27 protein-coding genes and 2 riboswitches are annotated in these 22881 nt (G+C 43.4%); of the genes, 6 read left to right on the forward strand and 21 right to left on the reverse strand.

From position 1 onward, the window contains the following. Positions 1 to 19 precede the first annotated feature (19 nt). The 7 genes from CE058_RS00465 to CE058_RS00495 all read right to left on the reverse strand — a co-directional run bounded on the left by CE058_RS00465 (position 20) and on the right by CE058_RS00495 (position 6136). Positions 20 to 1213: an ABC transporter permease gene (locus tag CE058_RS00465; protein ID WP_163139559.1), complete on the reverse strand. Its 1194-nt coding sequence runs from the start codon at positions 1211 to 1213 to the stop codon at positions 20 to 22. Then, the gene (locus tag CE058_RS00470) at positions 1210 to 1902 is read right to left on the reverse strand and encodes an ABC transporter ATP-binding protein (protein WP_163139561.1); all 693 of its coding nucleotides are present in this window, start codon (positions 1900 to 1902) and stop codon (positions 1210 to 1212) included. The genes CE058_RS00465 and CE058_RS00470 overlap by 4 nt, the downstream gene beginning before the upstream one ends. Then, positions 1899 to 3017: an efflux RND transporter periplasmic adaptor subunit gene (locus tag CE058_RS00475; protein ID WP_163139563.1), complete on the reverse strand. Its 1119-nt coding sequence runs from the start codon at positions 3015 to 3017 to the stop codon at positions 1899 to 1901. The genes CE058_RS00470 and CE058_RS00475 overlap by 4 nt, the downstream gene beginning before the upstream one ends. Beyond that, on the reverse strand, positions 3018 to 3683 hold the full coding sequence (gene yknW / locus CE058_RS00480; protein WP_163139565.1) for a YknW family membrane protein: 666 nt from the start codon (positions 3681 to 3683) through the stop codon (positions 3018 to 3020). Between the two features lie 102 nt (positions 3684 to 3785). Next, the gene (locus CE058_RS00485) at positions 3786 to 4517 is read right to left on the reverse strand and encodes an ABC transporter permease (protein ID WP_163139567.1); all 732 of its coding nucleotides are present in this window, start codon (positions 4515 to 4517) and stop codon (positions 3786 to 3788) included. Further along, on the reverse strand, positions 4518 to 5228 hold the full coding sequence (locus CE058_RS00490) for an ABC transporter permease (RefSeq protein ID WP_163139569.1): 711 nt from the start codon (positions 5226 to 5228) through the stop codon (positions 4518 to 4520). Further along, a complete protein-coding gene (locus CE058_RS00495) occupies positions 5225 to 6136 on the reverse strand; it encodes an ABC transporter ATP-binding protein (RefSeq protein WP_163139571.1) in 912 nt (303 codons plus the stop codon). The genes CE058_RS00490 and CE058_RS00495 overlap by 4 nt, the downstream gene beginning before the upstream one ends. Before the next feature lie 131 nt (positions 6137 to 6267). Here CE058_RS00495 and CE058_RS00500 point away from each other — a divergent pair, with 131 nt between their 5' ends. Beyond that, entirely contained in the window at positions 6268 to 6444 is a 177-nt protein-coding gene (locus tag CE058_RS00500) for a hypothetical protein (RefSeq protein ID WP_159346303.1), read from the forward strand. An 11-nt stretch (positions 6445 to 6455) separates the two neighbouring features. Here the strand turns inward: CE058_RS00500 and CE058_RS00505 are convergent, their stop codons facing one another. Beyond that, positions 6456 to 7817, reverse strand: coding sequence for a sensor histidine kinase (locus tag CE058_RS00505; RefSeq protein WP_163139573.1), 1362 nt, complete (start codon positions 7815 to 7817; stop codon positions 6456 to 6458). Further along, positions 7814 to 8482 (reverse strand): response regulator transcription factor, encoded by a 669-nt coding sequence (locus tag CE058_RS00510; protein WP_163139575.1) that lies wholly within the window; start codon positions 8480 to 8482, stop codon positions 7814 to 7816. Before CE058_RS00510 ends, CE058_RS00505 begins: the two co-directional genes overlap by 4 nt. Before the next feature lie 535 nt (positions 8483 to 9017). Here CE058_RS00510 and CE058_RS24640 point away from each other — a divergent pair. Continuing rightward, complete coding sequence (locus tag CE058_RS24640; protein ID WP_169799766.1) at positions 9018 to 9155, forward strand: hypothetical protein; 138 nt, start codon at positions 9018 to 9020, stop codon at positions 9153 to 9155. A gap of 25 nt (positions 9156 to 9180) precedes the next feature. Here CE058_RS24640 and CE058_RS00515 read toward each other — a convergent pair whose 3' ends face one another. Beyond that, positions 9181 to 9537: a hypothetical protein gene (locus tag CE058_RS00515; protein ID WP_163139577.1), complete on the reverse strand. Its 357-nt coding sequence runs from the start codon at positions 9535 to 9537 to the stop codon at positions 9181 to 9183. 142 nt (positions 9538 to 9679) lie between these two features. On the opposite strand from CE058_RS00515, the gene CE058_RS00520 reads away from it, so the two are divergent. Continuing rightward, positions 9680 to 10057 (forward strand): VOC family protein, encoded by a 378-nt coding sequence (locus tag CE058_RS00520; RefSeq protein WP_163139579.1) that lies wholly within the window; start codon positions 9680 to 9682, stop codon positions 10055 to 10057. Between the two features lie 84 nt (positions 10058 to 10141). Here the strand turns inward: CE058_RS00520 and CE058_RS00525 are convergent, their stop codons facing one another. The 7 genes from CE058_RS00525 to CE058_RS00555 form a co-directional block, all read right to left on the reverse strand. Continuing rightward, complete coding sequence (locus CE058_RS00525; RefSeq protein ID WP_163139580.1) at positions 10142 to 11161, reverse strand: MoeB/ThiF family adenylyltransferase; 1020 nt, start codon at positions 11159 to 11161, stop codon at positions 10142 to 10144. Further along, the gene (locus CE058_RS00530) at positions 11158 to 11931 is read right to left on the reverse strand and encodes a thiazole synthase (RefSeq protein ID WP_163139582.1); all 774 of its coding nucleotides are present in this window, start codon (positions 11929 to 11931) and stop codon (positions 11158 to 11160) included. The genes CE058_RS00525 and CE058_RS00530 overlap by 4 nt, the downstream gene beginning before the upstream one ends. Then, on the reverse strand, positions 11928 to 12131 hold the full coding sequence (gene thiS / locus CE058_RS00535; RefSeq protein ID WP_163139584.1) for a sulfur carrier protein ThiS: 204 nt from the start codon (positions 12129 to 12131) through the stop codon (positions 11928 to 11930). The genes CE058_RS00530 and thiS overlap by 4 nt, the downstream gene beginning before the upstream one ends. Further along, entirely contained in the window at positions 12128 to 13267 is a 1140-nt protein-coding gene (gene thiO / locus CE058_RS00540; protein WP_163139586.1) for a glycine oxidase ThiO, read from the reverse strand. Before thiO ends, thiS begins: the two co-directional genes overlap by 4 nt. After that, positions 13251 to 13874, reverse strand: a complete 624-nt coding sequence (tenI, locus tag CE058_RS00545) for a thiazole tautomerase TenI (RefSeq protein WP_163139618.1) — start codon at positions 13872 to 13874, stop codon at positions 13251 to 13253. Before tenI ends, thiO begins: the two co-directional genes overlap by 17 nt. A gap of 86 nt (positions 13875 to 13960) precedes the next feature. After that, a riboswitch (TPP riboswitch) is annotated at positions 13961 to 14070 on the reverse strand. Positions 14071 to 14093: 23 nt separating this feature from the next. Next, positions 14094 to 15878: a phosphomethylpyrimidine synthase ThiC gene (gene thiC / locus CE058_RS00550; RefSeq protein ID WP_163139588.1), complete on the reverse strand. Its 1785-nt coding sequence runs from the start codon at positions 15876 to 15878 to the stop codon at positions 14094 to 14096. 127 nt (positions 15879 to 16005) lie between these two features. Next, a riboswitch (TPP riboswitch) is annotated at positions 16006 to 16120 on the reverse strand. Between the two features lie 213 nt (positions 16121 to 16333). Continuing rightward, positions 16334 to 16603 (reverse strand): hypothetical protein, encoded by a 270-nt coding sequence (locus CE058_RS00555; protein WP_163139590.1) that lies wholly within the window; start codon positions 16601 to 16603, stop codon positions 16334 to 16336. A 181-nt stretch (positions 16604 to 16784) separates the two neighbouring features. Here CE058_RS00555 and CE058_RS00560 point away from each other — a divergent pair, with 181 nt between their 5' ends. Beyond that, on the forward strand, positions 16785 to 18404 hold the full coding sequence (locus tag CE058_RS00560; RefSeq protein ID WP_163139592.1) for a bifunctional metallophosphatase/5'-nucleotidase: 1620 nt from the start codon (positions 16785 to 16787) through the stop codon (positions 18402 to 18404). A 100-nt stretch (positions 18405 to 18504) separates the two neighbouring features. Next, positions 18505 to 18738 carry a hypothetical protein gene (locus tag CE058_RS00565; RefSeq protein ID WP_163139594.1) on the forward strand — a complete coding sequence of 78 codons (234 nt, stop codon included), beginning with the start codon at positions 18505 to 18507 and terminating at the stop codon, positions 18736 to 18738. Between the two features lie 8 nt (positions 18739 to 18746). Here the strand turns inward: CE058_RS00565 and CE058_RS00570 are convergent, their stop codons facing one another. Then, complete coding sequence (locus tag CE058_RS00570; RefSeq protein ID WP_163139596.1) at positions 18747 to 19283, reverse strand: DUF3267 domain-containing protein; 537 nt, start codon at positions 19281 to 19283, stop codon at positions 18747 to 18749. 228 nt (positions 19284 to 19511) lie between these two features. Between CE058_RS00570 and CE058_RS00575 the strand changes: the two genes are divergently transcribed. Then, positions 19512 to 19931 carry a hypothetical protein gene (locus CE058_RS00575; RefSeq protein ID WP_163139598.1) on the forward strand — a complete coding sequence of 140 codons (420 nt, stop codon included), beginning with the start codon at positions 19512 to 19514 and terminating at the stop codon, positions 19929 to 19931. Between the two features lie 408 nt (positions 19932 to 20339). On the opposite strand, the gene CE058_RS00580 is transcribed toward CE058_RS00575, so the two are convergent. From CE058_RS00580 to CE058_RS00590, 3 genes are all read right to left on the reverse strand, one after another. Then, a complete protein-coding gene (locus CE058_RS00580) occupies positions 20340 to 20615 on the reverse strand; it encodes a hypothetical protein (RefSeq protein ID WP_135149679.1) in 276 nt (91 codons plus the stop codon). A gap of 314 nt (positions 20616 to 20929) precedes the next feature. Further along, positions 20930 to 21799 (reverse strand): cation diffusion facilitator family transporter, encoded by an 870-nt coding sequence (locus tag CE058_RS00585; protein ID WP_163139600.1) that lies wholly within the window; start codon positions 21797 to 21799, stop codon positions 20930 to 20932. Between the two features lie 231 nt (positions 21800 to 22030). Further along, positions 22031 to 22819 (reverse strand): DUF2935 domain-containing protein, encoded by a 789-nt coding sequence (locus CE058_RS00590; RefSeq protein WP_163139602.1) that lies wholly within the window; start codon positions 22817 to 22819, stop codon positions 22031 to 22033. Positions 22820 to 22881: the final 62 nt, after the last annotated feature.

The following is a 22881-nucleotide window of genomic DNA, read 5'->3' on the forward strand; positions in this document are numbered from 1 at the left end:
AAGATAGCCTCTTTACTAATCACTCATACCGCAAAGATTCAATCGGACTCAGCCTAGAGGCTTTATTAGCCGGAAGCAGTCCGAAGATAATGCCGATCGCCATTGAAAAGAATAGGGCTCCAGCGACGACCTGCCACGAAATGAGCGATGGCCAGCCCGCAAAGAATGAAATGAGAGATGCCGAACCCCAGCCCAGCAGGATTCCCAGCACTCCGCCAATCAAGGTCAGGGTGACAGATTCGATTAAAAACTGTCCCATGATTTGTCCCCTGGTCGCTCCAAGTGCTTTACGGATGCCGATTTCCCTCGTTCTTTCCGTTACAGAGACGAGCATAATATTCATGACGCCAATTCCGCCGACAAACAGCGAGATGCCGGCGATACTGCCGATGATTAACGTCATGACCTTTGTAATCTGGCCGATTCCTTCTGCCATTTCTTCCATGTTGATGACCATATAAGATTCTTCTGTATTATGCATCTTGTTAAGTAAGCTCGCAGCCTTCTTTCCAGCCGTCTGAAGCTGATCAGCGGATTCTGCCTGAAGTGTCACCTGGGTAAAGTCGCTTTTCCCATATATGGTCTGCCATGTTTTCGTAGGCACATAGATCTCCAGAACACCGAATGAAAAGAGCCCTGTCGGCTTTTCCATGACGCCAATAATCTCAATCGGCTGGTTCCCAATCCGGATCACTTCGCCAACCGGCGACTTGCCGTCAAAGAGCTCCTCCTGCATGGAAAAGCTGACAAGTCCCACCCTGCGTCCGCCAAGGAAATCGGCAGCCGTGAAGGATCGTCCTTTTTCGAGGTCTACATTGTTCAGCTCAAAATAAGCAGGACCAACTCCTGTCGTTGAAGTCTCTGCAGTCTGTTCTCCATATGAAGCCTGTGAGAACTGTGAGCTTGATGCAACCACCCGTTTAATCTCGGGAATCTGCTCCAGTGCTTTGATATCTTCCCCATCAAAAGGAGCCTCATTAAATATGTTCGGGTTTGCCTGAATTTCCTCCTCAGAAGGCTGATAAAATAATTCCACTGTATTGCCCGGACCTGTCAGCTGCGTTTTCAGCATCGCTTCTCCGCCCTGGCCGATGGCAACTACAATGATAACCGCCCCAACACCAATAATGATTCCGATCATGGTTAAAATCGATCTCATTTTATGCGCCTTCAATGAGCTGAGTGCCATTTTGATATTTTCTAAAAAACTCATACAGGCGCCCCCCTCCGTGAAGGTTCAGCGTTCACAATCAGCCCGTCCCTCACCATAATCGTGTGATGAGCATGTTCTGCTATCTCAGGTTCATGGGTCACCATTACAATTGTTGATCCTTCATGGTTAAGCCCACTGAACAGCTCCATAATGGAGGCACTTGTTTTCGTATCTAGTGCACCTGTCGGTTCATCCGCCAAAATGATTTTTGGCTCATTCACAATCGCCCGGGCGATGGCAACCCGCTGCTTCTGCCCTCCTGATAAGGCATTCGGCAGATGCTCCATCCGATCGCTCAGGCCCACTTTAACCAGCGCTGCTTCCGCCCGTTCCAATCGTTCCTTTTTGGCAAGGCCGCTATAAATCATCGGCAGCTCAACATTTTGAATAGCCGTCAGCCTCGGAAGCAGATGAAACTGCTGAAACACAAACCCGATCGACTGATTTCTGACCTTGGCCAGCTCTGCTTCCGAGTAATGGGATATATTCTCTCCATCCAGTTCATAAGTTCCTTCTGTCGGCAGATCGAGGCATCCAATAATATTCATAAGTGTTGATTTGCCTGATCCGGATGGCCCCATAATGGCTACAGAATCGCCCTGTTCAATGCTCAGGTTAATTCCTTTTAATACTTCAATGCTTTCTTTTCCCGCCTGATAGGACTTGGTTATGCCACTGAGATTGATCATTTTGCATCCACTTCCACGCCGTCTTTCAGCTGATCTGATGGATTCGTAATGATCAAATCCTTCTCTTTAAGTCCGTCTGTTATCTCGATTTTATTCCCGGAAGCAACACCAGTCTCCACTTCCTGTTTATAGCTTTTCTGATCCCTAACCACGAACACATATACACTGCTGTCTCCCGTTACTACTGCGTTTGCAGGAACAGTGAGCGCCTTCTTCTTATCCGTTTCGATCTCCATTATGAGCTGAAAGCCCGGTTTCAGAGGCATCTCCTTCACTGAAATCTCCACCCGATACTGCGGCGCACTATTTTCCGCAGGGTTTATTCCCTGGTTCTCTTCAGGCATGTCAGCCACTTCGCTGACTTCACCTTTCCATTCCTTGTCAGGAATCGCATCGGAACGGAGGGTCACTTTTTGCCCCTCACTGACCTTCAATGAATCGAATTCTGAAAGCAGGCCCGATGCTCCAATCGCTTTCAGATCCCCTATACAAATGACTGGCTTCCCTGCTGATGATGGATCGGATGACGTTTCTTTGTTCACCTGGAGCACCACTCCATCCATCGTGCTCTTAATCTCTAATTCTTCCAGGCGTTTTTCAATATCCTTTTTCTGCAGTAGCACCTGGCTTAATTCCAGATTCGCCAACCGCTTTTCCAGCTTTAACTGATCCCTTTCAGGCTGTATCTGTTTTTCAGCTTCTTTTTTTCCAGTCTGTTTGCGCAGTTCTTTTTCCTTATCACCAAGCTCATCTTCCTGTTTTTCCAGCTGATTGATCTTTAAATAACCTGATTCAGCCTGAAGTTTAACCTTATCCAATTCCAGTGCTAAAGCCTGTTCATCAAACCTGGCCAGAATCTCTCCTTTTTTGACGGAATCCCCTTCATCCACCAGAAATTCCTTTATTTCGCCTTTTTCGGGAGAAGCATATATCTTCTGTTCATTCACCAGCTTCACTGTTCCGGGAATCATTATCTGTTCTGTTATTTCCTCCTGCACCGGATGGGCGGTTTTTACTTCAGGCCCTTTCGCGAACGCCTGTCTGTAGATGCTCACGCCAGCCATCAGCAAAACCACAGCCGTCACTCCGATGGCAATCCAAACTTTCTTTTTCATTTAAACACCAGTCATTCCTGAGACGGTATTGCTGAGTAACGCGAACAGAATGCCAATAATGAAGAACGCAATCGCAATTCCCCAAGCCCAGCCTTTTGATAATCCTGCAACCCGCTGCAGCCCTAACGCCGTGATAACTGACTGCCAAATGCTGAATAATTCAATAGAACCTAAGATTCCCGGCTTCTCACTATTCATTAAACCTGCTAAGCTGGTAATAAAAATTTCCGGATTTCCGCCGATCGCGGCTCTCAGTGCCATGTTAAGGATAAGACCAAAACCGCCAATCACAATAATATGGACATTCATAGAAAATAGCTGTTTGAACGTCGCATCAGATCCAGCAATCTTCGTGAAAATCATATAGATAGCACTTGAAATCAGCGCCACAAATACCGGAGTGAAAATACCTGTAATAGCAACTCCGCCTCTGGCAAACATCATCACCATTTCGGCTTCCGCGTCACTCATCCCTTCGAGGCCCAGATAAGAAGCATCCATCGACATTGCCATTAGAAACATGCCGATCGAATAAATAATACTCACCAAAATGAGCGGCACCCAAATCCTCGGATTCTGGCGGATCCGGTCAAACTGCTCCCCTGGACTCCATATCATCCCTAGCAAACTCGGTTTTGCACTGCTCGTTTTTACTTCCTGTTCCATATTGAACACTCCTATTCTAGTTAAAAATAATTCCACTATGCATTACGGAAATATATAGAAAAGGTTTCAAAAAATTACATTTTCACCCAAAAAACATCATGCCTACACAACCTTCCGCTGAAAATAAAAATAGCCGCCCAGATAAAACAGTAAAAAGAATCCCCCAATCACAGTCAAAAGCTGCTCCCATGGAATAAAGAAAATGTCACCATTATCTGTCGCTGGGTACATCATGGCAAATGGCTGTGCCCACGGATAATAGGGACCCACTTTCTCGGAATTCATCGCCAGAATGGATGGCAGCGTAAAAACGACGTTGACCGCAAAAGGTGCAGCAAAGCTTTTGAACCAGACGGACATCCACAGCTGCAGCACGACTAATGGAAACGCTGCGACCCAGCCTCCCAGTATGCTCTTCCAGACAATCGCCGCCGGAAAGGGATCAGCTATGCCTTTGTATAATCCTGCTCCTGCTATAGCGGCTAAATAAAATAACTGGATGAACAATACCAATAAAAGGATCAGAACATATTTAGCCGCAAACACTTTCCCCCTTGTGACTGGCAGCGCCAGCAGCTGCTTCCAGCCCCCGGCCTGATGCTCATACCTGCAGACAAGGCTTGCCAGGACTCCTGTTACTAACGGCAAAAAGAGAACCGCATAAGGCAGATTCATATAAATCAAAAGCAGATACCATTCGTTCATCATCCCCGCTGCATCAGTTGTATCTGCTCCAATCCCGGCACCTATCCCAATCAGCGGCCCTACTAGAAGGATGCCGCTCATGTTTGATTTGCGCAGTTTAAACCATTCCGATTTCAAAATAGTAAGCATCTATTTCACATCCCTTCTCACAAAATCAATCATCCCTGCTGCGTATAATAATAAGCCCGCTCCGGCACCAAGCAGGACATTGATGAGAGGTTCCTCCCAGTCATTCAGCAGCAGCGGCCATTTCCAGATCAGCCAATCCGGTAAAGCATAGCCGGCATAGGTCAAAATTACACCCAGAATGCCCAGAGTGATTGGCACACCCTGGTTTACACTCACGGCCGCTACCCAAAGCTGCAGCGCCAAAACAGGCAATGCCGCAAAAAAAGGATAAAAACTATATTTCAGCAGTCCGGCATACGGAATCTCACCGCCCAAATCCAGAGAGATTCCAAAAGCAAGCGTGAACAGGAGCAAAAGCACAGAAGATATCAAAAGTAGAACTGACAGCACCGTGAATTTTGATAAATACACGCTCATTTTTGAAACTGGCAGTGCCATCAGCTGTTTCCAGGCATTCGTTTCATTTTCAATGCTCGACATAAAAGACGTCAGGATGACGATGCCTAGCACAATCGCCAGCGGTGTGAACGAATGGATATTGTCCAGATAATACCCCCAGCGGTCATCATTCTGGCGGAACAAATACTCCTTGCGCACCCCGTAATTGACCATCTGCATGGCTACTACCCCAATTGGACCCAGGACGGTCAGGAACCAGATTCCTTTCCGCTTGATTTTCATAAATTCGGCTGACAGCAGTTTTCCCATCATCCGGCCTGCTCCTCTCTTGTCATTTGCAGGAATATGTCTTCCAATGACCGTCTCTCTTCTTCCACCCGATACACGGAAAACCCATCTGCCACAAGTCCGCGTACAGCTTCAGCCACATTTTCATCCGACTGCTGGGGCAGCGAAATGATGCCATTATCCAAACCAGCCTTCATTCCTCTTCCAAGCAGGGCACGCCAGGCTTTATCGCTCTCGCTGACCTTTAATAGAACAGATTGCTGTGCAAACATGCGCATCGCTTCAATAGAATCCTGAAAAATCATTTTCCCTTTTGTCACAATGCCTACTGTTGTCGCCATCTGGTCAATCTCCGATAATAGATGGCTTGAGATCAGCACGGTCATTCCGCATTCCGATGGCAGGCTTTTAATTAAATTGCGAATCTCAATAATTCCTGAAGGATCCAAACCGTTTGTCGGCTCATCCAAAATCAGCAGTTCCGGGTTATTTAACAGCGAAGCAGCAATCCCAAGCCTCTGCTTCATCCCCAGTGAGAAGCCCTTTACTTTTTTATCCCCGGCAGCTGACAGCCGGACAATTTCCAGTACTTCATTGATTCTCTGTTTCGGCACACCCACTATTTTTCTCATGGCTTCCAGATTTTCTTTTGCAGTTAAATGCGGATAATAGGATGGTGACTCCACAAGCGAGCCCACACGTCTCAATATATTTAACCTTTCTTTTTTTAAATCACTCTGAAAGATTTCAATTCTGCCGGAAGTAGGCTTCATGAGTCCCAACAGCATCCGGATTGTAGTCGTTTTCCCTGCCCCATTCGGTCCCAGAAATCCGTAAATCTCCCCTTTGGGTATTTTCATTTCCAGTCCTGATACAGCTTTCTCCTGGCCAAAATGCTTTGATAAATTCTCTGTTCTTACGATATACTCCATTCCTCTCACCTCACTTTCCATCTTATCCGGCAAAGGTTAAAACAAAGGTGGAGGGAAGTTTAAAATTTGTTTAAAAAATGACACTTTTTCCCTCTGCTATGCGTCTAATACAGCAGAGAGGAGTAGACATTATGACGTTTAAGAAACTGTTTAACATTGGGTACGCGCTATTCCTGCTTGCCTGCTTACTCGTATATTTCTTTATTCCTTACACTTATGGCTGGGTTGTCCTGGTGACTCTGGCTGTTCTTTTTGGCACCTATCAAATGATTATCTTATGGAAACTGAAGCAAAAAAGGAGCACCTGATAAGGATACTCCTAATGTTTTCTAATGATTTTAATCACTGTACCTCTGTCTCCGGACTCAATATCCCACTCCAGCTTCATACCCTTTACCATCATATCCACAATGGATAAGCCAATCCCCGCTCCCTTTTCATTGGAACTGTTTTTCAGCCCTTTTCCATGATCGATAAAAACAATAGCATCACACTCTTCGGTGGATACTGTCGCCACTTCAAGGTAAAGTCCATCCTTCGCATGCCGCAGCACATTTTGCAGAATGTTATCAAAAATACGGCCCAGCCACATTGGATCGGCCTGCCATTTCTTCTTAAACGGCTCTAACTCGATGTTTACTTCAAAGCCTTCCTTCTCAAAAACAGGATACCAGGACGCCATATTTTCACGAACAAACCGGACCGCATCCAGCTCGGTCAGCTCCTGCTTATGCTTGCTCGCCATTAAAAGCGTGTAGCTCATTAAATTTTCTATCAGTCTATCAATATTGACGATGGAGGTTTCCAGTGCTTTGACAGCCTGTTTCCCTTCAGGAGAAAGATCCTCCTTTCCGATTGAGTAGGTGTGTGCATTGATTTTCGTCAAAGGCGTACGCAGATCATGTGACAGATTAGCAATCAGCTCCCTCCTCAGCTGCTCTTCCTCCTGCTCGCGCCGCTTGCTTTCTTTAAGCTCCCCGACCATCTCATTAAAGGTCTTCTCCAGCTGGCCAATTTCATCATTCTTTTGCACATCAATACCGATCGGCAGGCTGTCCATATCCCGTCTTTCCATTGCCTCCTGGAGATGTAGCAGCCTTTTGCGAATGCCCCGGAAAAATAAAAAGGAGACGATGATAAACAGGGTAATGATTAAAAGCAGACCCGCTCCTAAGAAGACTCCGTATTTTTCTGCTACCTTCACCATCGGTGGTAGAAACAAATTCCGCGGTATTTCAAGAACGATAAAACCGTTCTTTTCATCCCCGCCAATAAAGCTAATGACTGTAAAAGGGTCTCCGCCATACCTCTCCTTGATAAACTTCGCTGTATAGGCAGGCGTCCACTGAGCAGGCAGATTCGACTTCACATCCCGCTGCTCCATCAGATTTCCCATTTCATCTACCCAAAACATCGAAGCATCAGGATACGTCTTTTTCCATTCAGCAAATAGACTGCTTATGGATTCTCTTGAACTATTTTTCAGTGCTTTTGCATCTGCATGCCATTTTTCTTCAATCTGCTTGGGATCCGTTTCATTTTGGTTCTGTTCCCCTGAAATGTCTTCCTGAAGACCCATAGCCAGCATAGCCACGAGTAAATAAGCAGCCTGAAACAGAAATAAGGCAACCAGAATAATTGCCATATACCTCGCCTGCAGCGATTGAAAAAATCTTTTCATATCTTCACCCTGTAGCCGATTCCGCGAATGGTCTCAATGATCTCAGGACGCGAAGGATTCTTCTCGAGCTTTTCACGAAGATAGCGGATATGAACCATCAGGGTTTTGTCGCCCTCCATGTATTGTTCGCCCCAAACACCTTCATAAAGCTGCTCTTTTGTCAGAATCTGATTCAGATGGCGAATGAAGAATTGAAAGAGCTGATATTGCTTGCCAGTCAATTGAATTTCACTGTCTGCCTCCCTGTCGATGATCCGCATATCCTTTGTATGTACCTGCAAGTGGTGAAGCTCCAGCACCTGATCGTTCTTTTGAAATCGCCTTAACAATACTTCAATCCTTGCAGCAAGCTCATCCGGCTGGAAAGGCTTTGTCAAGTAATCATCCGCAAAGCTCAGGCCCTCCAGCTTATCCTCCACCGCCGTCCTTGCCGACAGCATAAGTACCGGCATGTCATTCTTTACTTTCTTAAGTCGCTTCCCAATCGAAAACCCGTCAAGCCCGGGAAGCATCACATCCAAAATCGCCATATCCGCTTCAGAAAGATACCCTTCCATCCCCTCCCCGGACTGCAGCCAGATCACCTCATGGCCTCTTTCCCCTAAATCATTTTTCAGCCAGCTGCCAATATCGCTTTCATCTTCTATGTATAAAATTCGCGCCATACTCTCCACCCTTTAATGTATCTTTACGATTCTGCTTTTGAACATCATCTTATAAGTTCCCGATTCTAACAAATACTTCCTGCTATTCTACTTGGGCAATTTGTAGGTCTTCAACCTGGACCACATCGACTGTCGGGTTGGCCAAAGATGGCGAATAACCATAGCCATATTTTCTGTTTCCCTGTGTTCTTGCACATAATTAATTACGGACTCAGGATCCCCGCTGCTCTTACTCTTAAGATACATGAAGACTGCTAAAACAGCTGAAATAATTAAAATTACACTAGTAATGATCCAAACCATCTTCAAATAGAAAACCTCCATGAATATCTTGTACTTGTTAATTACGGAAGATAATCATAGAGGTTTCATTTTTTGAAAAAACTATTTCACTTGCACTTCGTCAGCGGAAAAAGAGCTGCCACTTATCAATCAAACGTTTGATTGAATGTTTGGGTTTATAAACTTAAGGCATATCCTCATTAAAAAAATGCAAACTAAACACAATGCTAACAGCTTAAAGGGGGTGAAAATCATGACAGAGAATAATAAGAAAAAAAGCCAATCAGATCATAGAAATAATGCACTTCCAAAGGAAACAGAATATGCGGGTGATAGAGAAAATGGTCTTGAAAGAATTGCTTTAAAAGCGCAAAGAGATAACACCAAGTAAGCTATATGGGACAGGAAAACTGTCCCTATTCACCCTCTTTACGGCCAAAATGCAAGTGGTATACTTTTCGTGTTTTTGTTTCAGATTTTATATTGCTGATAAATCCTTCTTTAACCTCCTCCATCAGCAGACTCTCCAGCTTTTCAAGCCTTTTGGGTCCGAACCCGGTCAATTTTTCAGAAATCATTACCTTAAACTCTCCATATTGCTTATACATTCGAATGCTTCCATGCCCAGTTCTCTTTGTTTTTCCTACTGTAAAATCAAATTCATATTTCTGCTCAACAAAGGAAGAAACTTCAGGAAGCCCCAGGTTCTCATATAACGGGGGAAATTGATGATGGACAGGAGGATCGGTGAACTTTATGGAGTCAATGTTCATATTTCTCTCCTCTCAATGTTTACAGTAATTATCTCCAATCTGAAGTAAATTAAAGCGAACTATCCCTTAGTTGAAATTGTTTTTACAGCTTTATACTGATAAAATCGCTAATATAAGATATGAATTAAAGGAGACCTTTTTCATGATCACTAAAATTGGAAAAATCACAGTATACGTTGAGGATCAGGAACAGGCAAAAGATTTTTGGCTAAATAAGATGGGGTTTGTCCTAAAATTCGAACAGCCTATGGGACCAAATGCATCCTGGATTGAAGTGGGTCCAAGCGATGATGAGTTCACGACTCTGGTTGTTTATTCAAAGGCAGCAATGGAACAGCAAAATCCATCTGCTGTTGCCCACCCTTCCATCCTTTTCAGCACCACTGATATTGAAGCTGCCTATGAACAAATGAAACAAAATGGCATAGAAGTTGAAGATATGTTAAAGATGCCTTTTGGAACTATGTTTACGTTTAAAGACCAGGATGGGAATAACTACTTATTAAGAGAAGATAAGTAATTAAAAAAGGCCTGCCCTTCAAATGAAGAATGGACAGGTCTTTTTTTATTTAGCCTTAAATGCTTAGCCGATAGACAAAACTCATTATCCAAGGAAACGATGATACAGGTTCTTTGCCTGTAGAATGTCTCTTACACCATGCACCAGCACTCTTCCATCCTTAAATACAACTACTCTGGCGTCATTGATCGAAAAAGAGAGCAAATAAGGATTGCTCTCTACATTGATTCCTTGAGAGACCAGGGATTTTTCGAGATAGGCAACATCCATATCCTGAAGAGCTGAAGGCCTGATTTGAACGGTATCCCTCCCGCAAAGCAGCGCTGTCTTTGTCTGATTTCTGTAGTCCAGGAAGGGATAAACTGGTTTAGTCCCGCACGATAAGCACTGCGGATTTCTTAAGGAAGAAACATTCACAGAACTAAATTGATTTTTCCATACATCAAAAGAAACAAGTGTCGCGCGTAAGGATTCCAAGTCTTCTGCCAATATCTTTAATGCCTCAGCAGACTGGTGAGCCGCAACCATTTGAATAGCTGGCTGAATAACACCAGCCGTATCGCAGGTAATTCCCCCCATTGGCAATTTGTCCATCAGGCAATTCAGGCACGGTGACATCCCAGGCAAAATAGTATAGCTTAAACCATAGCTCCCCACACAGCCTCCATATATCCAGGGAATCCGGTGCTTTTGAGAAATATCATTGATCAGAAAGCGAATGTCAAAATTATCCGTTGAATCGATGATTAAATCAACATCCTCAATCAGCTCTTCCATTTCCTGTACACCTACATCCATAATACGTGCGAAAATTTGCACCTCTGAATTGATGGCTTTTAGGCGTTTAGCCGCTGCTATCGCTTTTGGCACTTTTCGTACGGCATCTTCTTCACAATAAAGCTGCTGACGCTGCAGGTTGCTCCACTCCACATAATCCCGATCGGCAATGGTTAATTTGCCGACGCCTGCCCTTGTGAGAGTTTCCGCATTTGCAGCCCCTAATGCACCAGCCCCTATAATCAAAGCGTGTTTTCCCCTCAGCTTTTTCTGTCCTTCTTTGCCAATCGGAGGAAATAACATCTGGCGGGAGTATCGCTCACTCAACTAAAAACCATTCCTTCCGCCGGGCTGCTTGCTGATGCATAACGTTTTTTGGGTATCCGGCCTGCTTCATAGCCGAGCCTCCCTGCTTCAATCGCGAGTTTCATTGCTTTTGCCATTTTAACAGGATCAGCGGCAGAGGAAACTGCCGTATTTAATAATACTCCATCTGCTCCCAGCTCCATTGCCAATGCCGCATCTGCCGGACTCCCAATTCCAGCATCAACAATAACCGGCACATCAGCCTGTTCTGTAATAAATTGAAGATTAATAGGATTAATGATTCCCTGTCCTGAACCAATCGGCGAAGCACATGGCATGACAGCATGGCAGCCTATTTCTTCAAGTTTTCGAGCAAGCACGACATCATCAGAAGTATAGGGAAGAACAATAAATCCCTCGTCTAATAGGATTTCCGCTGCTTTTATTGTTTCTATTGGATCGGGAAGAAGCGTTTTGCTGCATCCAATAACCTCAACTTTAATCATGTCGCAGAGCCCGGAAGCTTTGGATAGCCTTGCTATTCGGACAGCCTCCTCAGCTGTACTCGCTCCTGCCGTATTAGGGAGTAATTTATATTTCTTTAAATCCAGCTTTTCCAAAAAGTTGGGCTGGTTCGCTTCAAAAATGTTCATACGGCGTACAGCAAAGGTAAGCACCTCTGATTCCGAAGCTTCTACAGCATCCCTTTGCACATCAAAGTTTGGATATTTTCCTGTTCCGAGCAGCAGCCGTGAGTTAAATTCATATGGTCCAATTTTCAACAAAATCATCCGCCTCCTACAAAGTGTACTATTTCGATTCGATCCCCATCTGTCAGCATGGTTTCAGCATGCATGGACTTATCCAAAATATGCTTGTTCAGTTCGACAATGACTACCTTTTGCTCCAAATGGAAATGCTCAAGCAGAAGTGAAACAGAATTAACTGTTTCAGGCAGCACCATAGCATCTCCGTTAATGACAACATTCATAAGAGCACCCCTTTAGACGATTGGACAAAGCAGTCCAGTCGGGACAGATTAAACGGATTAAACTGCTCTGTTTTGCCTTCGAGGATGTCTGCCATCAGCTCTCCTGTTGCCGAGGCAAGGAGGATCCCATTCCGAAAATGCCCAGCTGCAATGTATAACCCTTCATAGGCCGGATGTTGTCCCAAAAAAGGCTGCCCATCAGCCGATTGCGGACGAATACCTGTCCAGGCCCTTTCCCATTCTGTATTTGCAATATCCGGGACAAGGTTTTGAGCCTTTTCCATCAGCAGGGATATGCCTTCAAAGGTCACCTTTTCATCAAGTGAGTTTACCTTAACCGTCGCGCCAACTACCAGCCTGCCAGATTGCTTTGGAACGATATAGCATCCGTGTGAAAAGATCGTCCCCTGTACAAGAGGTTTTTCAACCTTGACCGAGAAGCACTCGCCTTTTACCGGAATAATTGGCAGCGAAAGACCCGTTCTTTCAAGAATCTCCCTGCTCCAGGCCCCCGAAGCAACAATAACGGAATCTGCCAGAAATTCTCCCTGGCTGGTTCTGACCCCATAAACCTTTTCATCTTTTAAAATAAAATCTATTACATGTGTATACTCATAAATTTCTGCGCCGATGGCTATCGAAGCTTTTGCAAAGGCTAGGGACAATTCATATGCCTGTACCTGTCCGTCATTCGGTATATACATGGCCCCCCTCAATTTGTTTGATACGAAGGGTTCAAGTTTGATCAGGCTATCAATTGGTAACCATTCGGCCTGCTCACCTGCTTTTTGCTGGATTTCTATCAATCTTTTTAATGCCAGCTCCTCTTCTTTATTAGCCGCTACTTTATATACACCCTTATTTTGATAGCCAATATGAACTTGTGATAAATCTTCCAGTTCAGGAATCAGGCTCTGGTACATGGAGCGGCTTTTGCATGCCAGCTGGAATAGCGGGCCATCTTCTGTCAGTTCCGTTTGGGCTCCTAAAATTCCAGCTGCAGCTCCGGAAGCCTTGCCGGCTATTTTTCCCTTATCCAAAACGGCCGCTTTATACCCTCTTTTAGCCAGTTGAAAAGCAATGGAGCTTCCATTAATGCCTCCACCTACTATAACGGCGTCAAATATTTTCCTCATCTTTCCCCTCCTCATTAAACTTATTTAAAAAGAGCTTTGCTGCCTCTGCAGGGTCCTTTGCCTGCAAAATCGCCGACATTACAGCAATGCCGTCTGCCCCAACCTCCAAAACCTCTGTGACATTTTCTTGTTTAATGCCTCCAATTGCCAATACAGGAATTTCTACTGCCTTTTTAAGAGCCTCCAGTGACCGAGTGCCCCTTGGCGGAACTCCCTTCTTTGAACCGGTTTCAAATATGTGCCCAAACAGGATATAATCAGCCCCTTGTTTTGCAGCTTCTTTTGCTTCTTCAAGAGAATGTACGGAACATCCGATGGGCATATTTGGAAAATTCATTTTGACAACATGGACTGGAAGGCTGTGGAAAGCAAGATGTACTCCTGTTTTATATGTCCAAGCAACGTCCACCCGATCATTTATAACAATTTTATGAAGGGGGATTCCCTCATTACAAAGCAGCTCAACCCCTTCATATAGCTCCCTTGAGGTTCGATGTTTTTCCCTCAAGTGAAACTTGTCTGCAAAGGGTTCTACTTCACCTGCTATTTCAGCAAAGGCCTCTAGAGAAAGCTTTCCATCTGATATAACATGCAGACTTTTTTTCATAGAGGATGCTACCATGCTATTTTTAATTTTGTGCAAATAAAAAACCACCTTCTAAATAGAAAGCGGGGTATGAGGCCTTGGAATATAGACCCGATACTCCACTTCCCTACGCTGGAATTCATGCCAGATCAGGTTCCAAGGGTCTTAAGCTTTTGCTTTAATCTCAGCCTGCAAACAGGCACCCCCAGCGGATAAAATTTCTATTAAACTATAAAAAGACTACTGATAAATGTTTCCTCCGGCCTTACTAAATTCCTCAGCTTTTTCTTCCAGTCCCTTCTGTATCGCTTCGTCGGTTTTAAGCTGATGCTCTTTTGCATAATTCCGGATATCCTGAGAAATTCTCATACTGCAAAATTTTGGCCCGCACATGGAACAAAAATGAGCTGTTTTTGCCCCTTCAGCCGGCAATGTTTCATCATGGAATTCCAAAGCGCGCTCAGGATCCAGAGAAAGATTGAATTGATCTCTCCAGCGAAATTCAAAACGGGCTTTTGACAGGGCATCATCCCTTTTTTGCGCTCCAGGATGTCCCTTAGCCAGATCTGCAGCATGAGCGGCAATTTTATACGTGATGACACCCTCACGGACATCGTCTCTATTTGGCAAACCCAAATGTTCTTTAGGGGTAACATAGCAAAGCATCGCGGTCCCATACCAGCCAATCATGGCAGCCCCGATTGCAGAGGTAATATGGTCATATCCCGGAGCTATATCTGTCGTAAGGGGCCCTAGTGTGTAGAATGGAGCTTCTTTGCAGATTTCCAATTGTTTATCCATGTTTTCCTTGATTAAATGCATTGGAACATGGCCAGGACCCTCGACCATTACCTGAACATCATGTTCCCAGGCAACTTTCGTCAGTTCCCCAAGTGTTTCAAGCTCCGCAAATTGAGCCTCGTCATTTGCATCTGCAATCGATCCCGGCCGCAGTCCATCCCCTAAGGAGAAGGCCACATCATAAGCTTTCATGATCTCGCAGATTTCTTCAAAGTGTGTATATAAAAAGTTCTCTTTATGATGATGCAGGCACCATTGGGCCATAATGGATCCGCCTCTGGACACAATTCCGGTCAGCCTTTTGGCAGTAAGCGGTACATAACGTAAAAGGACACCTGCATGAATTGTAAAATAGTCAACCCCCTGCTCTGCTTGTTCGATTAAAGTATCCCTGTATACTTCCCACGTGAGGTCCTCAGCAATTCCATTCACCTTTTCCAATGCCTGATAAATCGGCACCGTCCCTACAGGAACAGCAGAATTTCTGATAATCCATTCACGTGTTGTGTGAATATTTTTTCCAGTTGAAAGATCCATAATCGTATCGGCGCCCCAGCGTGTGGCCCAGGTCATTTTCTCTACCTCTTCTTCAATAGAGGATGAAACAGCCGAGTTTCCAATGTTCGCATTAATTTTCACATGAAAATTCCTTCCGATGATCATTGGCTCTGTCTCAGGATGATTGATATTGGAAGGAATGATTGCCCGGCCCCTCGCTACTTCAGACCGTACAAATTCAGGTTCCATATTTTCCCGAATGGCTATAAACTCCATCTCTGGAGTAATGATTCCCTTTTTTGCATAGTGAAGCTGGGTGACATTCTTCCCTTTTATCGCTCTCAATGGCTTGCGGGATAAGCCAGGAAAGACTTTATGATTAGCACGCGGATCATGTTCATCGCGGAACCCGTTATCCTCAGGCTTAATTTCCCGCCCATCATACTCTTCAACATCCTTGCGTTCCTGAATCCACCGGCTTTTCAGAGCGGGGAGCCCTGTTTTTAGATCTGCCGTGTATTGAGGATCCGTATAAGGCCCGCTCGTATCATATACGCGAACCGGCTTATTGATTTCCTCTCCAAAAGTACCGGTGGTGGGACTTAATTCTATCTCCCGCATTGGAACCTTGATATCCGGTCTGGATCCTTCCACATAGATTTTTTTGCTTCCAGTAAAGCTCGACATAATAGAAATACTCTCCTGATTTAAAGAACTTGCAGTCATTGATTATCTCTCCCTTTTTTAAAATATAAGGACGAGACCTGGAACCGAGAAAGTGTCAGATATGTAAAAAAGCCGGTCCACATAAGGATGGACCGGCTTAACCGCAGATGTCTTTGCACAAAGTAACTTTTGCACATTCTAACTTCCCCACGCTGGTATAATCCAGATCAGGTCCAAAGAGTCAAGAAACTTTAGCGCGTTTCTCTCTCAGCCCAAGCTATTGGGCACCCCTAGTTATTGCTATTTAATTCTATTTTAGTATACATAATTCTGAAAACAAATAAAAGGGATTTCTATAATGTGTATGAAAAAGCTTCCGCTTTTTCCCGCTAGATCACTTGTATCCCTGCAGCTGAATACTCCACGGCTTAGACATTCAAATTTTTTGAAAAAACATAGAAAAACACCTGCCATTAGCAGACGTTTTTCTACATGTATTAGATGTGTATCATCAATTATTTCTCTTCAGAACCCCCATCGTTCATATCCATATCACTTTCATCCTGTGGAGATTCTTCATTCATGCCGGGTTCCTCCATATCCGACTCCTCTGATGTGCCTGGATCCTGCATTTCACTATCTTCATTATTGTTTTCTTCCATTTGATTATCTTCCAATTCCACATCTTCCGTTTCCGGCGGCGGCTCCTGTTCATCTGTTCCGCACCCTGTCAACAATAATCCTGCACCCAATGGGACTGAAAGCAAAAGCTTCTTATATTTCATATGTTGTCATCTCCTTTGGCAGTATTATGTTTCTTAATATGAACTTACCCTTTATCAAATTGGATAAACAAGTGCAGGTTAGCAGGATTTTTTCATTTACTTGCCACCCAAAAGCCCCCTTACGATTAAATCCCCAATATCTGCAAATACTATCCCTGCCACAATTACAGGAGGTTGATTGATGAAAGTACTTATCTCACTTATATTATTTAGCTTTCTGGGAATGTCTCTGGGAGAAAAAGATCCATGGGATCGGCAAGGCCTCTCTGAGGATTATCATGGCCATATTGAAGATCGCTCAGAAGGACCATACAAGAGAGTCCAGCTGCTGGGAATCAATGATTTCCATGGCCAGCTGAATGTGACCCGGCAGATTAACGGCAGACCAGCAGGACGTGCAGATTATCTCGCTGCGTATTTGCGCCAGCGTGCCGCAGAAAATGAAAATACCATCCTGCTTCATACTGGAGACATGATAGGAGCAAGTCCTCCTGTATCCGCCCTCCTGAAGGATGAACCGACCATTGAATTTTTGAATAAGATGGGGTTTGACATTGGCACCATCGGCAACCATGAATTTGACCGGGGTTTGGATCAGCTGCTTCGCTTACTAAATGGCGGTAGCCCTTCAGCTGCAAAGATTTACCCCGGCTCACGCTTTCCTTGGATTGCAGCCAATGTTATCAGTCAGAATTCTGGCAAGCCCATCCTTCCTCCCTATAAGATTTTAAATGTCAGCGGGGTCCCAATAGGGTTTATCGGTGTGATCATGAAACAAACACCAAGCTTATCCGCACAAAATAGTGTGAAGGGTCTTACCTTCACTGATGAAGCGGAAGCAATCAATACGTATACCCGGGAACTTAAAAAGCAAGGAGTAAGAGCCATTGTGGTACTGGCCCATGTTCCCGGCAAATCAAAACCAAATGGAGAACTAGCCACGGGCCAGCTAATAGAATTGGCCCATCAAGCAGATGACGAAGTTGATATTATGTTCGGAGGCCACAGTCATGCTTATCTGAACAGTGTGGTGGATGGAAAGCTCCTCGTGCAGGCCTATTCATATGGCACTGCCTTTTCAGATGTGGATATCGAAATAGATCCCCGGACAAAGGATATTGTCCGTAAGCACGCAGAAATTGTAAATGTTTTTCAAGAGAATACCCAGCCTGCCAGCGACATAACCAGGATGATCGAACACTACGAAATGAAAGTAGAACCCGCTGTGAACAGATATATTGGCACTGCTTCCTTTCCCATCACAGCTGCACGAAACAGAAGCGGCGAGTCCGCCCTGGGCAATCTTATTGCCGATTCCGAGCGGGCAGCGATGAACACAGATTTCGCTTTCATCAATCCAGGGGGCATCCGGGCAGACATTGACGCAGGCCGTGTTACATGGGGCAACTTATATGTCGTCCTTCCATTCAGCAATCAATTGGTTAAAATGAACCTGACAGGAAGCCAAATCCGTGATATTCTCAATCAGCAATGGCAGCCTGATACTACCCGAATCCTTCAGGTCTCGGGCTTCACTTACAGCTGGGATGACAGACAGCCTGCCGGCAGTAAAATACAGGAAATCTATTTGCCCAACGGAACAAGGCTTGATCCGGATAAGAAATATTCAGTTACCGTTAATACCTATCTCGCAGATGGCGGAGACAATTTTACTGTATTCAAAAGTGGTACAAGCAGAGTGACGGGACCAATGGATATTGATGCACTTGAGAAATATATACAGCAGCTCCCTCAGCCGTTTAGTTCTGCAATTGATGGACGCATAAAGAGAATAGACTAAAAAGGACAGCCATGACTGTCCTTTTTTCTTGTCTATTTGATACTAATAAGGGGATCTGACTCATATCTTTCCAGTAGGATCAAATGAAAGGAATAGGATAATGAAAAAATATATTTATTTCCTCATGCTGTTCGGTATCTTTTTTCCATTTTTTCATAAGACAGCCATTGTTTATGAAAACTGGAGATTGTGCACCACTGCATCTAAATTAATCGGGATCCGGCTCTATGGACTGGATTCCATTAGAAACCTCCTTATATCAGCATTGGCAGCCCTCGTTGCTTTCTATTTCACGCAGCTATTTATTAGATGGGACAGCAAATATAAAAGCTAGTATAACCGCTATTCATAAACCGTAAATTGCGGTTTAGTCGGATGGTCAATGACAAGAGCCTCATTAGGAAATTTTAATAGCTTTTGATACAAAACAAGATCTCCCATGCAGCCAACTGTCAATATCGCTCCCAGGACCGATAATCCAGGCATATTAAACACAACCCCCAGAATAAGCGGCAATAGGCCAGTCGGAATGAATGGCAGCATTAAAACCTTTTTCATTTGCTGAACTGTTACTGGCTGTTTGGCATGAGCATAAGCCACACCCATTTTCAAATTGACTCCCCAGGTCATTTCCTTCCAGGGAACACCGCCAATATAGTGAAAACCCGTCAAATGAATGGCTTCATGCAAAATAACGATAGCGACCATGCCAGCTAAAAATAATAGCATACCTGTGAGGTCAAAAGACATTTCCCCAGCGCCATAAAACACAGCATGTAAAAAGAGTACCCCAAATATAAGCGCCATCGTTGTAAAGAATAAATAAATCTGCAGCTTCATCATTGAAACAGTAACAACTGTTGCTTTTTTATTTTCCAATTTTTTCACCTCATCAGAATTGGTCAATACCATACCTACGAATCAAGCAACAGTGAAGTTTCAGATTTTTCCATTACCTGTTTTTCTCCTTCTTTTGCCTCAGTCTCATTTTTTCATAATGTACAGTTTCTGCCCAAATGGACCCAAAGTAGTGAAAAACACTGTTACCGTCACTGATAGACTTGTATAATCAAGGCAAGAAAAAATGAAAGGACTGTGATAAGGAAAGTGCTGTATATCTGGGATATTGAAAAAATCATTTTACATACATTGAACGAACAACGCCTCAATATAAATTATGAGTTCAGCAATACACTCGCTTCGCCTATGAGCTACAATGTCTCAACTAATACAATAAAATTTAACTACCTGAAGGTGAACGGCTACATAGCCAAAATCAATTTTAAAATAAAAGAGACAAATGAGAACCTGGTAAAATTAATGCTTTACCATGAGATCGGCTATTATCTGGATTTCAAGAAAAACAAACATGACATCAGAACGCTTATGTACGGAGAAGATGATGAGAAAGAACAGCTCATGGCTGAAATAGAAAAAAACTCCTGGGATTATGGAAGGGGTATTGTGCCTGAACATCTGGTCAATGCCTATGATCAGTATAGGGAATTGGATAAAGTGTTCAGTTAAAAAAGAGTTGCAAACGAATATTCTTGATTTTATTAATAATAATGGGAACCTCTAATTCACTAGGTTCCCTAAAATTTTATACTTCTTTTTTTACTTTTCATTAGCATATCACATAAATTACAATTCCATTTGCGGTCATAATTAGAAAAGAGTTTTGAAATCCAGCTTTTTTAATTACCGTTAAATCGATTTAACCAGACCTCCAAGACTGTTATATCTATTCACATTTTGGATATGATAAACCTCTCTAACACATTCCTTACCATCTGATTTATTTCTATAATGCTCATGTCCTTTTTCTTTTGAATAAGTCATAAATGCCCGAAAAGCATCGGTACACAGGAATTGGAACGAGCAGTTTAGAGACAAAAGTTTTTTCACAAAAAAGAACAGCTTCCGCTGTCCTTTCTATACGCTTCCTGATGCTGATCCGATGGCAACCAGTATCCAAAAGCCGAACTTGTATATAAATGTTCCAATTCCCAGTATAAGTCCTGTCCAGCACATCCCTTTGCTCTGACCCTTTTTCAGCCCCACTGCACCAAAAACAATGGCAAGGATCCAGGCGGGAAGAAGAAACCATCCAATAAACGGTATCAGTCCTAATACAATCCCGCATATGCCAAGAACCAGTGAAGCTACGGCCATTCCATTGCTCTCCATCTTTGCCTGCTGCATTTCCATCGCATCCACTCCTTCTTTCTATGGATACGCGTGATTTAGTAATAAAAGAACCGTATTCGTTTTAATCAGAGTTAATTTCTGGATATTTTCATTTGACAAGGTATATCTCGATAAAAATGGATCCTTTTATGAAAAGGGATGATAATCCGCTATCTATTATGGAAGAAAAGCCCGACCCTTCTTCTTGCCAATTGTTTTATAATTGCAGGAGCTACTTCTGCAGCGAGTTTGAAGACCTGTTGTGTTTGCAGGATTTATCCATACAGAATAAACTCCCTCAGCGTCAGGTCCCTCATCATGAGACGCCTTTCTTTTCAATTTGGTTCAACATGGACATGAACATCATAAACACCATGATCCTGCATCATCACTTTTTCCACATGTGTCGCAATATCATGAGCTTCCTTAATATCAAGCGTGGAATTAACCATAATGACCACATCAATCACTTCATTGTTGCCGTAGCTTCTTCCTTTAATATCTTTTATGCCTTTAACCCCGTTTACTTTTTTGATGACATCCTGATATTCTTTAATCTTTTCTTCATCAAATCCATCTGAAAGCTCATGAGAAGCTTGTACAAAAATATCCCAAGCCGTTTTGCATATTAAAAGCCCGACAATAATGGCTGTTAACGGATCAAGCCATGGCATGTTCAGCTGTGACCCAAATATCCCGATGGCTGTGCCGATACTCACCCATGCGTCTGAAATATTGTCCTTTGCAGCTGCCATTACGGCCTTGCTGTTAATTTTTATGGCTAATTTTTTGTTATAGCGGTACACAAAGTACATTGCCGCTCCAGAAAATACTCCCGTATATGCCGCAATGATATCAGGAGATTCATTAGCTCCTTCAAACATGGATGAAACAGCATTAAGCAGGACTTGAAGACCTACAGCAGCCATAATGAAGGAAGCTACCATAGATGCAATGGTTTCACTCTTCCAATGGCCATACCCATGATTTTTATCCGGCGGACGCTGGGAAATCCTAAGACCTATAAGCACTGCAATTGAAGCAATGATATCCGTTGTATTATTCAATCCATCCGCTTTCAAAGCAGCTGAATCACTCACATATCCAATTGTTAATTTTAGTACAGAAAGACATATATAAGCTGCAATACTAATAACCGCAGCACGCTCACCTAATTTAAGGTTTTGATACTTTTCCTCTTCCATGCCCCAGCCTCCTACTTTACCCTTGCTTATATTACCAAGCGGCATTCGGGTGGGTCTAGAGCAATCTTTTTGTCTATTATTAAATAAATAAGTAAAGTGCAATTAAGTTGTACTAATGAAAATTTAAGCCAGCCCCATAATAGGCTGGCTTAATTCGAAAACGTTTTATATGACGAAGGTGAAGACAGAATCCGAACCGCCTGTGAGTAATAGCCCTTCATTCATGCAAATCTAAGATCTTTTGAGACTCGCCTCAAACAAATCGATAATTTCCAAAAATCTTTCTGCTTCTCTAAATGTATGGTCAGCCAGAAGAGGATGAATATTGCTTTTGATCCGGCATGCCTCTATTAATTCTCTGGCAGTTTTCTTAAAATCCCTTAATGAAGCAACTGATACTTTATTCTGGTTTAAGAATTGGCTCAGAATTGGTTTCGTTTCTGATTGCGGCTGCATAGATTCCAGGTCCACAGCCTGGAATAGCAATTGATCGAAATCATGGCTGAACTCTCTGGCCTGTTCAACCAGCTTTCTTTCGGAAGGGTCTAATAAATGGCCGATAAATTTAGCATGATCAGCCATAATCTTTAGGAAGAATACATTCTCCTCTATTATAGCTTCCGGCTTTGGAGCGAGTACCCCTGAGTTAAGTTCTTTTAATCGATTAGCAAAATAAGCAGCTTCTCTGCTGATATGGTCAATCAATAAAGGATAATTATTTGAACGGATTTCGCATCTTAAGGTCAAACCCAATACTTTTCTCTTATAGCTCCAGATAGCGGCAGCTGCCTGATAAACCTCGTTATTAAAAGCTTGCACTTGGCCAAGTTCGGAGTTTACATTAAACCTTGCCAGCTTCTCCTCAATTCGTTCAAATAAAGCAATAAACTGCTGGGCTTCGGCAATTAACTGTTTCTGTTCATATGTAAAACCCAAACTTAAAAATAAGGCATGTTCTTTCATGATCCTGGACCAAAATTTAATTTCATCCAGAGATCTAGCGACAATTGGATCCGCCATGTCTTCCCCTCCTTAATTACTCACTCCTTCTTATATATATTTATGATATTCTGTCATTATTC

The organism is Bacillus sp. 22-7 (assembly GCF_010628845.1).
Taxonomy (GTDB): Bacteria; Bacillota; Bacilli; order Bacillales; family Cytobacillaceae; genus Cytobacillus; species Cytobacillus firmus_B.

What these genes read in the sequence shown, in the direction of transcription:
- CE058_RS00475 (WP_163139563.1), bottom strand. Translation starts at nt 3,017, where the DNA reads ATGAAAAAGAAAGTTTGGATTGCCATCGGAGTGACGGCTGTGGTTTTG.
- CE058_RS00555 (WP_163139590.1), bottom strand. Translation starts at nt 16,603, where the DNA reads ATGAAATATAAGAAGCTTTTGCTTTCAGTCCCATTGGGTGCAGGATTA.
- CE058_RS00590 (WP_163139602.1), bottom strand. Translation starts at nt 22,819, where the DNA reads ATGGCGGATCCAATTGTCGCTAGATCTCTGGATGAAATTAAATTTTGG.
- CE058_RS00515 (WP_163139577.1), bottom strand. Translation starts at nt 9,537, where the DNA reads ATGAACATTGACTCCATAAAGTTCACCGATCCTCCTGTCCATCATCAA.
- CE058_RS00580 (WP_135149679.1), bottom strand. Translation starts at nt 20,615, where the DNA reads ATGGAAATGCAGCAGGCAAAGATGGAGAGCAATGGAATGGCCGTAGCT.
- thiC (WP_163139588.1), bottom strand. Translation starts at nt 15,878, where the DNA reads ATGACTGCAAGTTCTTTAAATCAGGAGAGTATTTCTATTATGTCGAGC.
- CE058_RS00585 (WP_163139600.1), bottom strand. Translation starts at nt 21,799, where the DNA reads ATGGAAGAGGAAAAGTATCAAAACCTTAAATTAGGTGAGCGTGCTGCG.
- CE058_RS00530 (WP_163139582.1), bottom strand. Translation starts at nt 11,931, where the DNA reads ATGATTTTGTTGAAAATTGGACCATATGAATTTAACTCACGGCTGCTG.
- yknW (WP_163139565.1), bottom strand. Translation starts at nt 3,683, where the DNA reads ATGGAACAGGAAGTAAAAACGAGCAGTGCAAAACCGAGTTTGCTAGGG.
- CE058_RS24640 (WP_169799766.1), top strand. Translation starts at nt 9,018, where the DNA reads ATGACAGAGAATAATAAGAAAAAAAGCCAATCAGATCATAGAAATAAT.
- CE058_RS00470 (WP_163139561.1), bottom strand. Translation starts at nt 1,902, where the DNA reads ATGATCAATCTCAGTGGCATAACCAAGTCCTATCAGGCGGGAAAAGAA.
- CE058_RS00495 (WP_163139571.1), bottom strand. Translation starts at nt 6,136, where the DNA reads ATGGAGTATATCGTAAGAACAGAGAATTTATCAAAGCATTTTGGCCAG.
- CE058_RS00485 (WP_163139567.1), bottom strand. Translation starts at nt 4,517, where the DNA reads ATGCTTACTATTTTGAAATCGGAATGGTTTAAACTGCGCAAATCAAAC.
- CE058_RS00505 (WP_163139573.1), bottom strand. Translation starts at nt 7,817, where the DNA reads ATGAAAAGATTTTTTCAATCGCTGCAGGCGAGGTATATGGCAATTATT.
- thiO (WP_163139586.1), bottom strand. Translation starts at nt 13,267, where the DNA reads ATGAGGAAAATATTTGACGCCGTTATAGTAGGTGGAGGCATTAATGGA.
- CE058_RS00510 (WP_163139575.1), bottom strand. Translation starts at nt 8,482, where the DNA reads ATGGCGCGAATTTTATACATAGAAGATGAAAGCGATATTGGCAGCTGG.
- CE058_RS00500 (WP_159346303.1), top strand. Translation starts at nt 6,268, where the DNA reads ATGACGTTTAAGAAACTGTTTAACATTGGGTACGCGCTATTCCTGCTT.
- CE058_RS00490 (WP_163139569.1), bottom strand. Translation starts at nt 5,228, where the DNA reads ATGATGGGAAAACTGCTGTCAGCCGAATTTATGAAAATCAAGCGGAAA.
- CE058_RS00465 (WP_163139559.1), bottom strand. Translation starts at nt 1,213, where the DNA reads ATGAGTTTTTTAGAAAATATCAAAATGGCACTCAGCTCATTGAAGGCG.
- CE058_RS00520 (WP_163139579.1), top strand. Translation starts at nt 9,680, where the DNA reads ATGATCACTAAAATTGGAAAAATCACAGTATACGTTGAGGATCAGGAA.
- thiS (WP_163139584.1), bottom strand. Translation starts at nt 12,131, where the DNA reads ATGAATGTTGTCATTAACGGAGATGCTATGGTGCTGCCTGAAACAGTT.
- CE058_RS00565 (WP_163139594.1), top strand. Translation starts at nt 18,505, where the DNA reads ATGAAAAAATATATTTATTTCCTCATGCTGTTCGGTATCTTTTTTCCA.
- tenI (WP_163139618.1), bottom strand. Translation starts at nt 13,874, where the DNA reads ATGAAAAAAAGTCTGCATGTTATATCAGATGGAAAGCTTTCTCTAGAG.
- CE058_RS00560 (WP_163139592.1), top strand. Translation starts at nt 16,785, where the DNA reads ATGAAAGTACTTATCTCACTTATATTATTTAGCTTTCTGGGAATGTCT.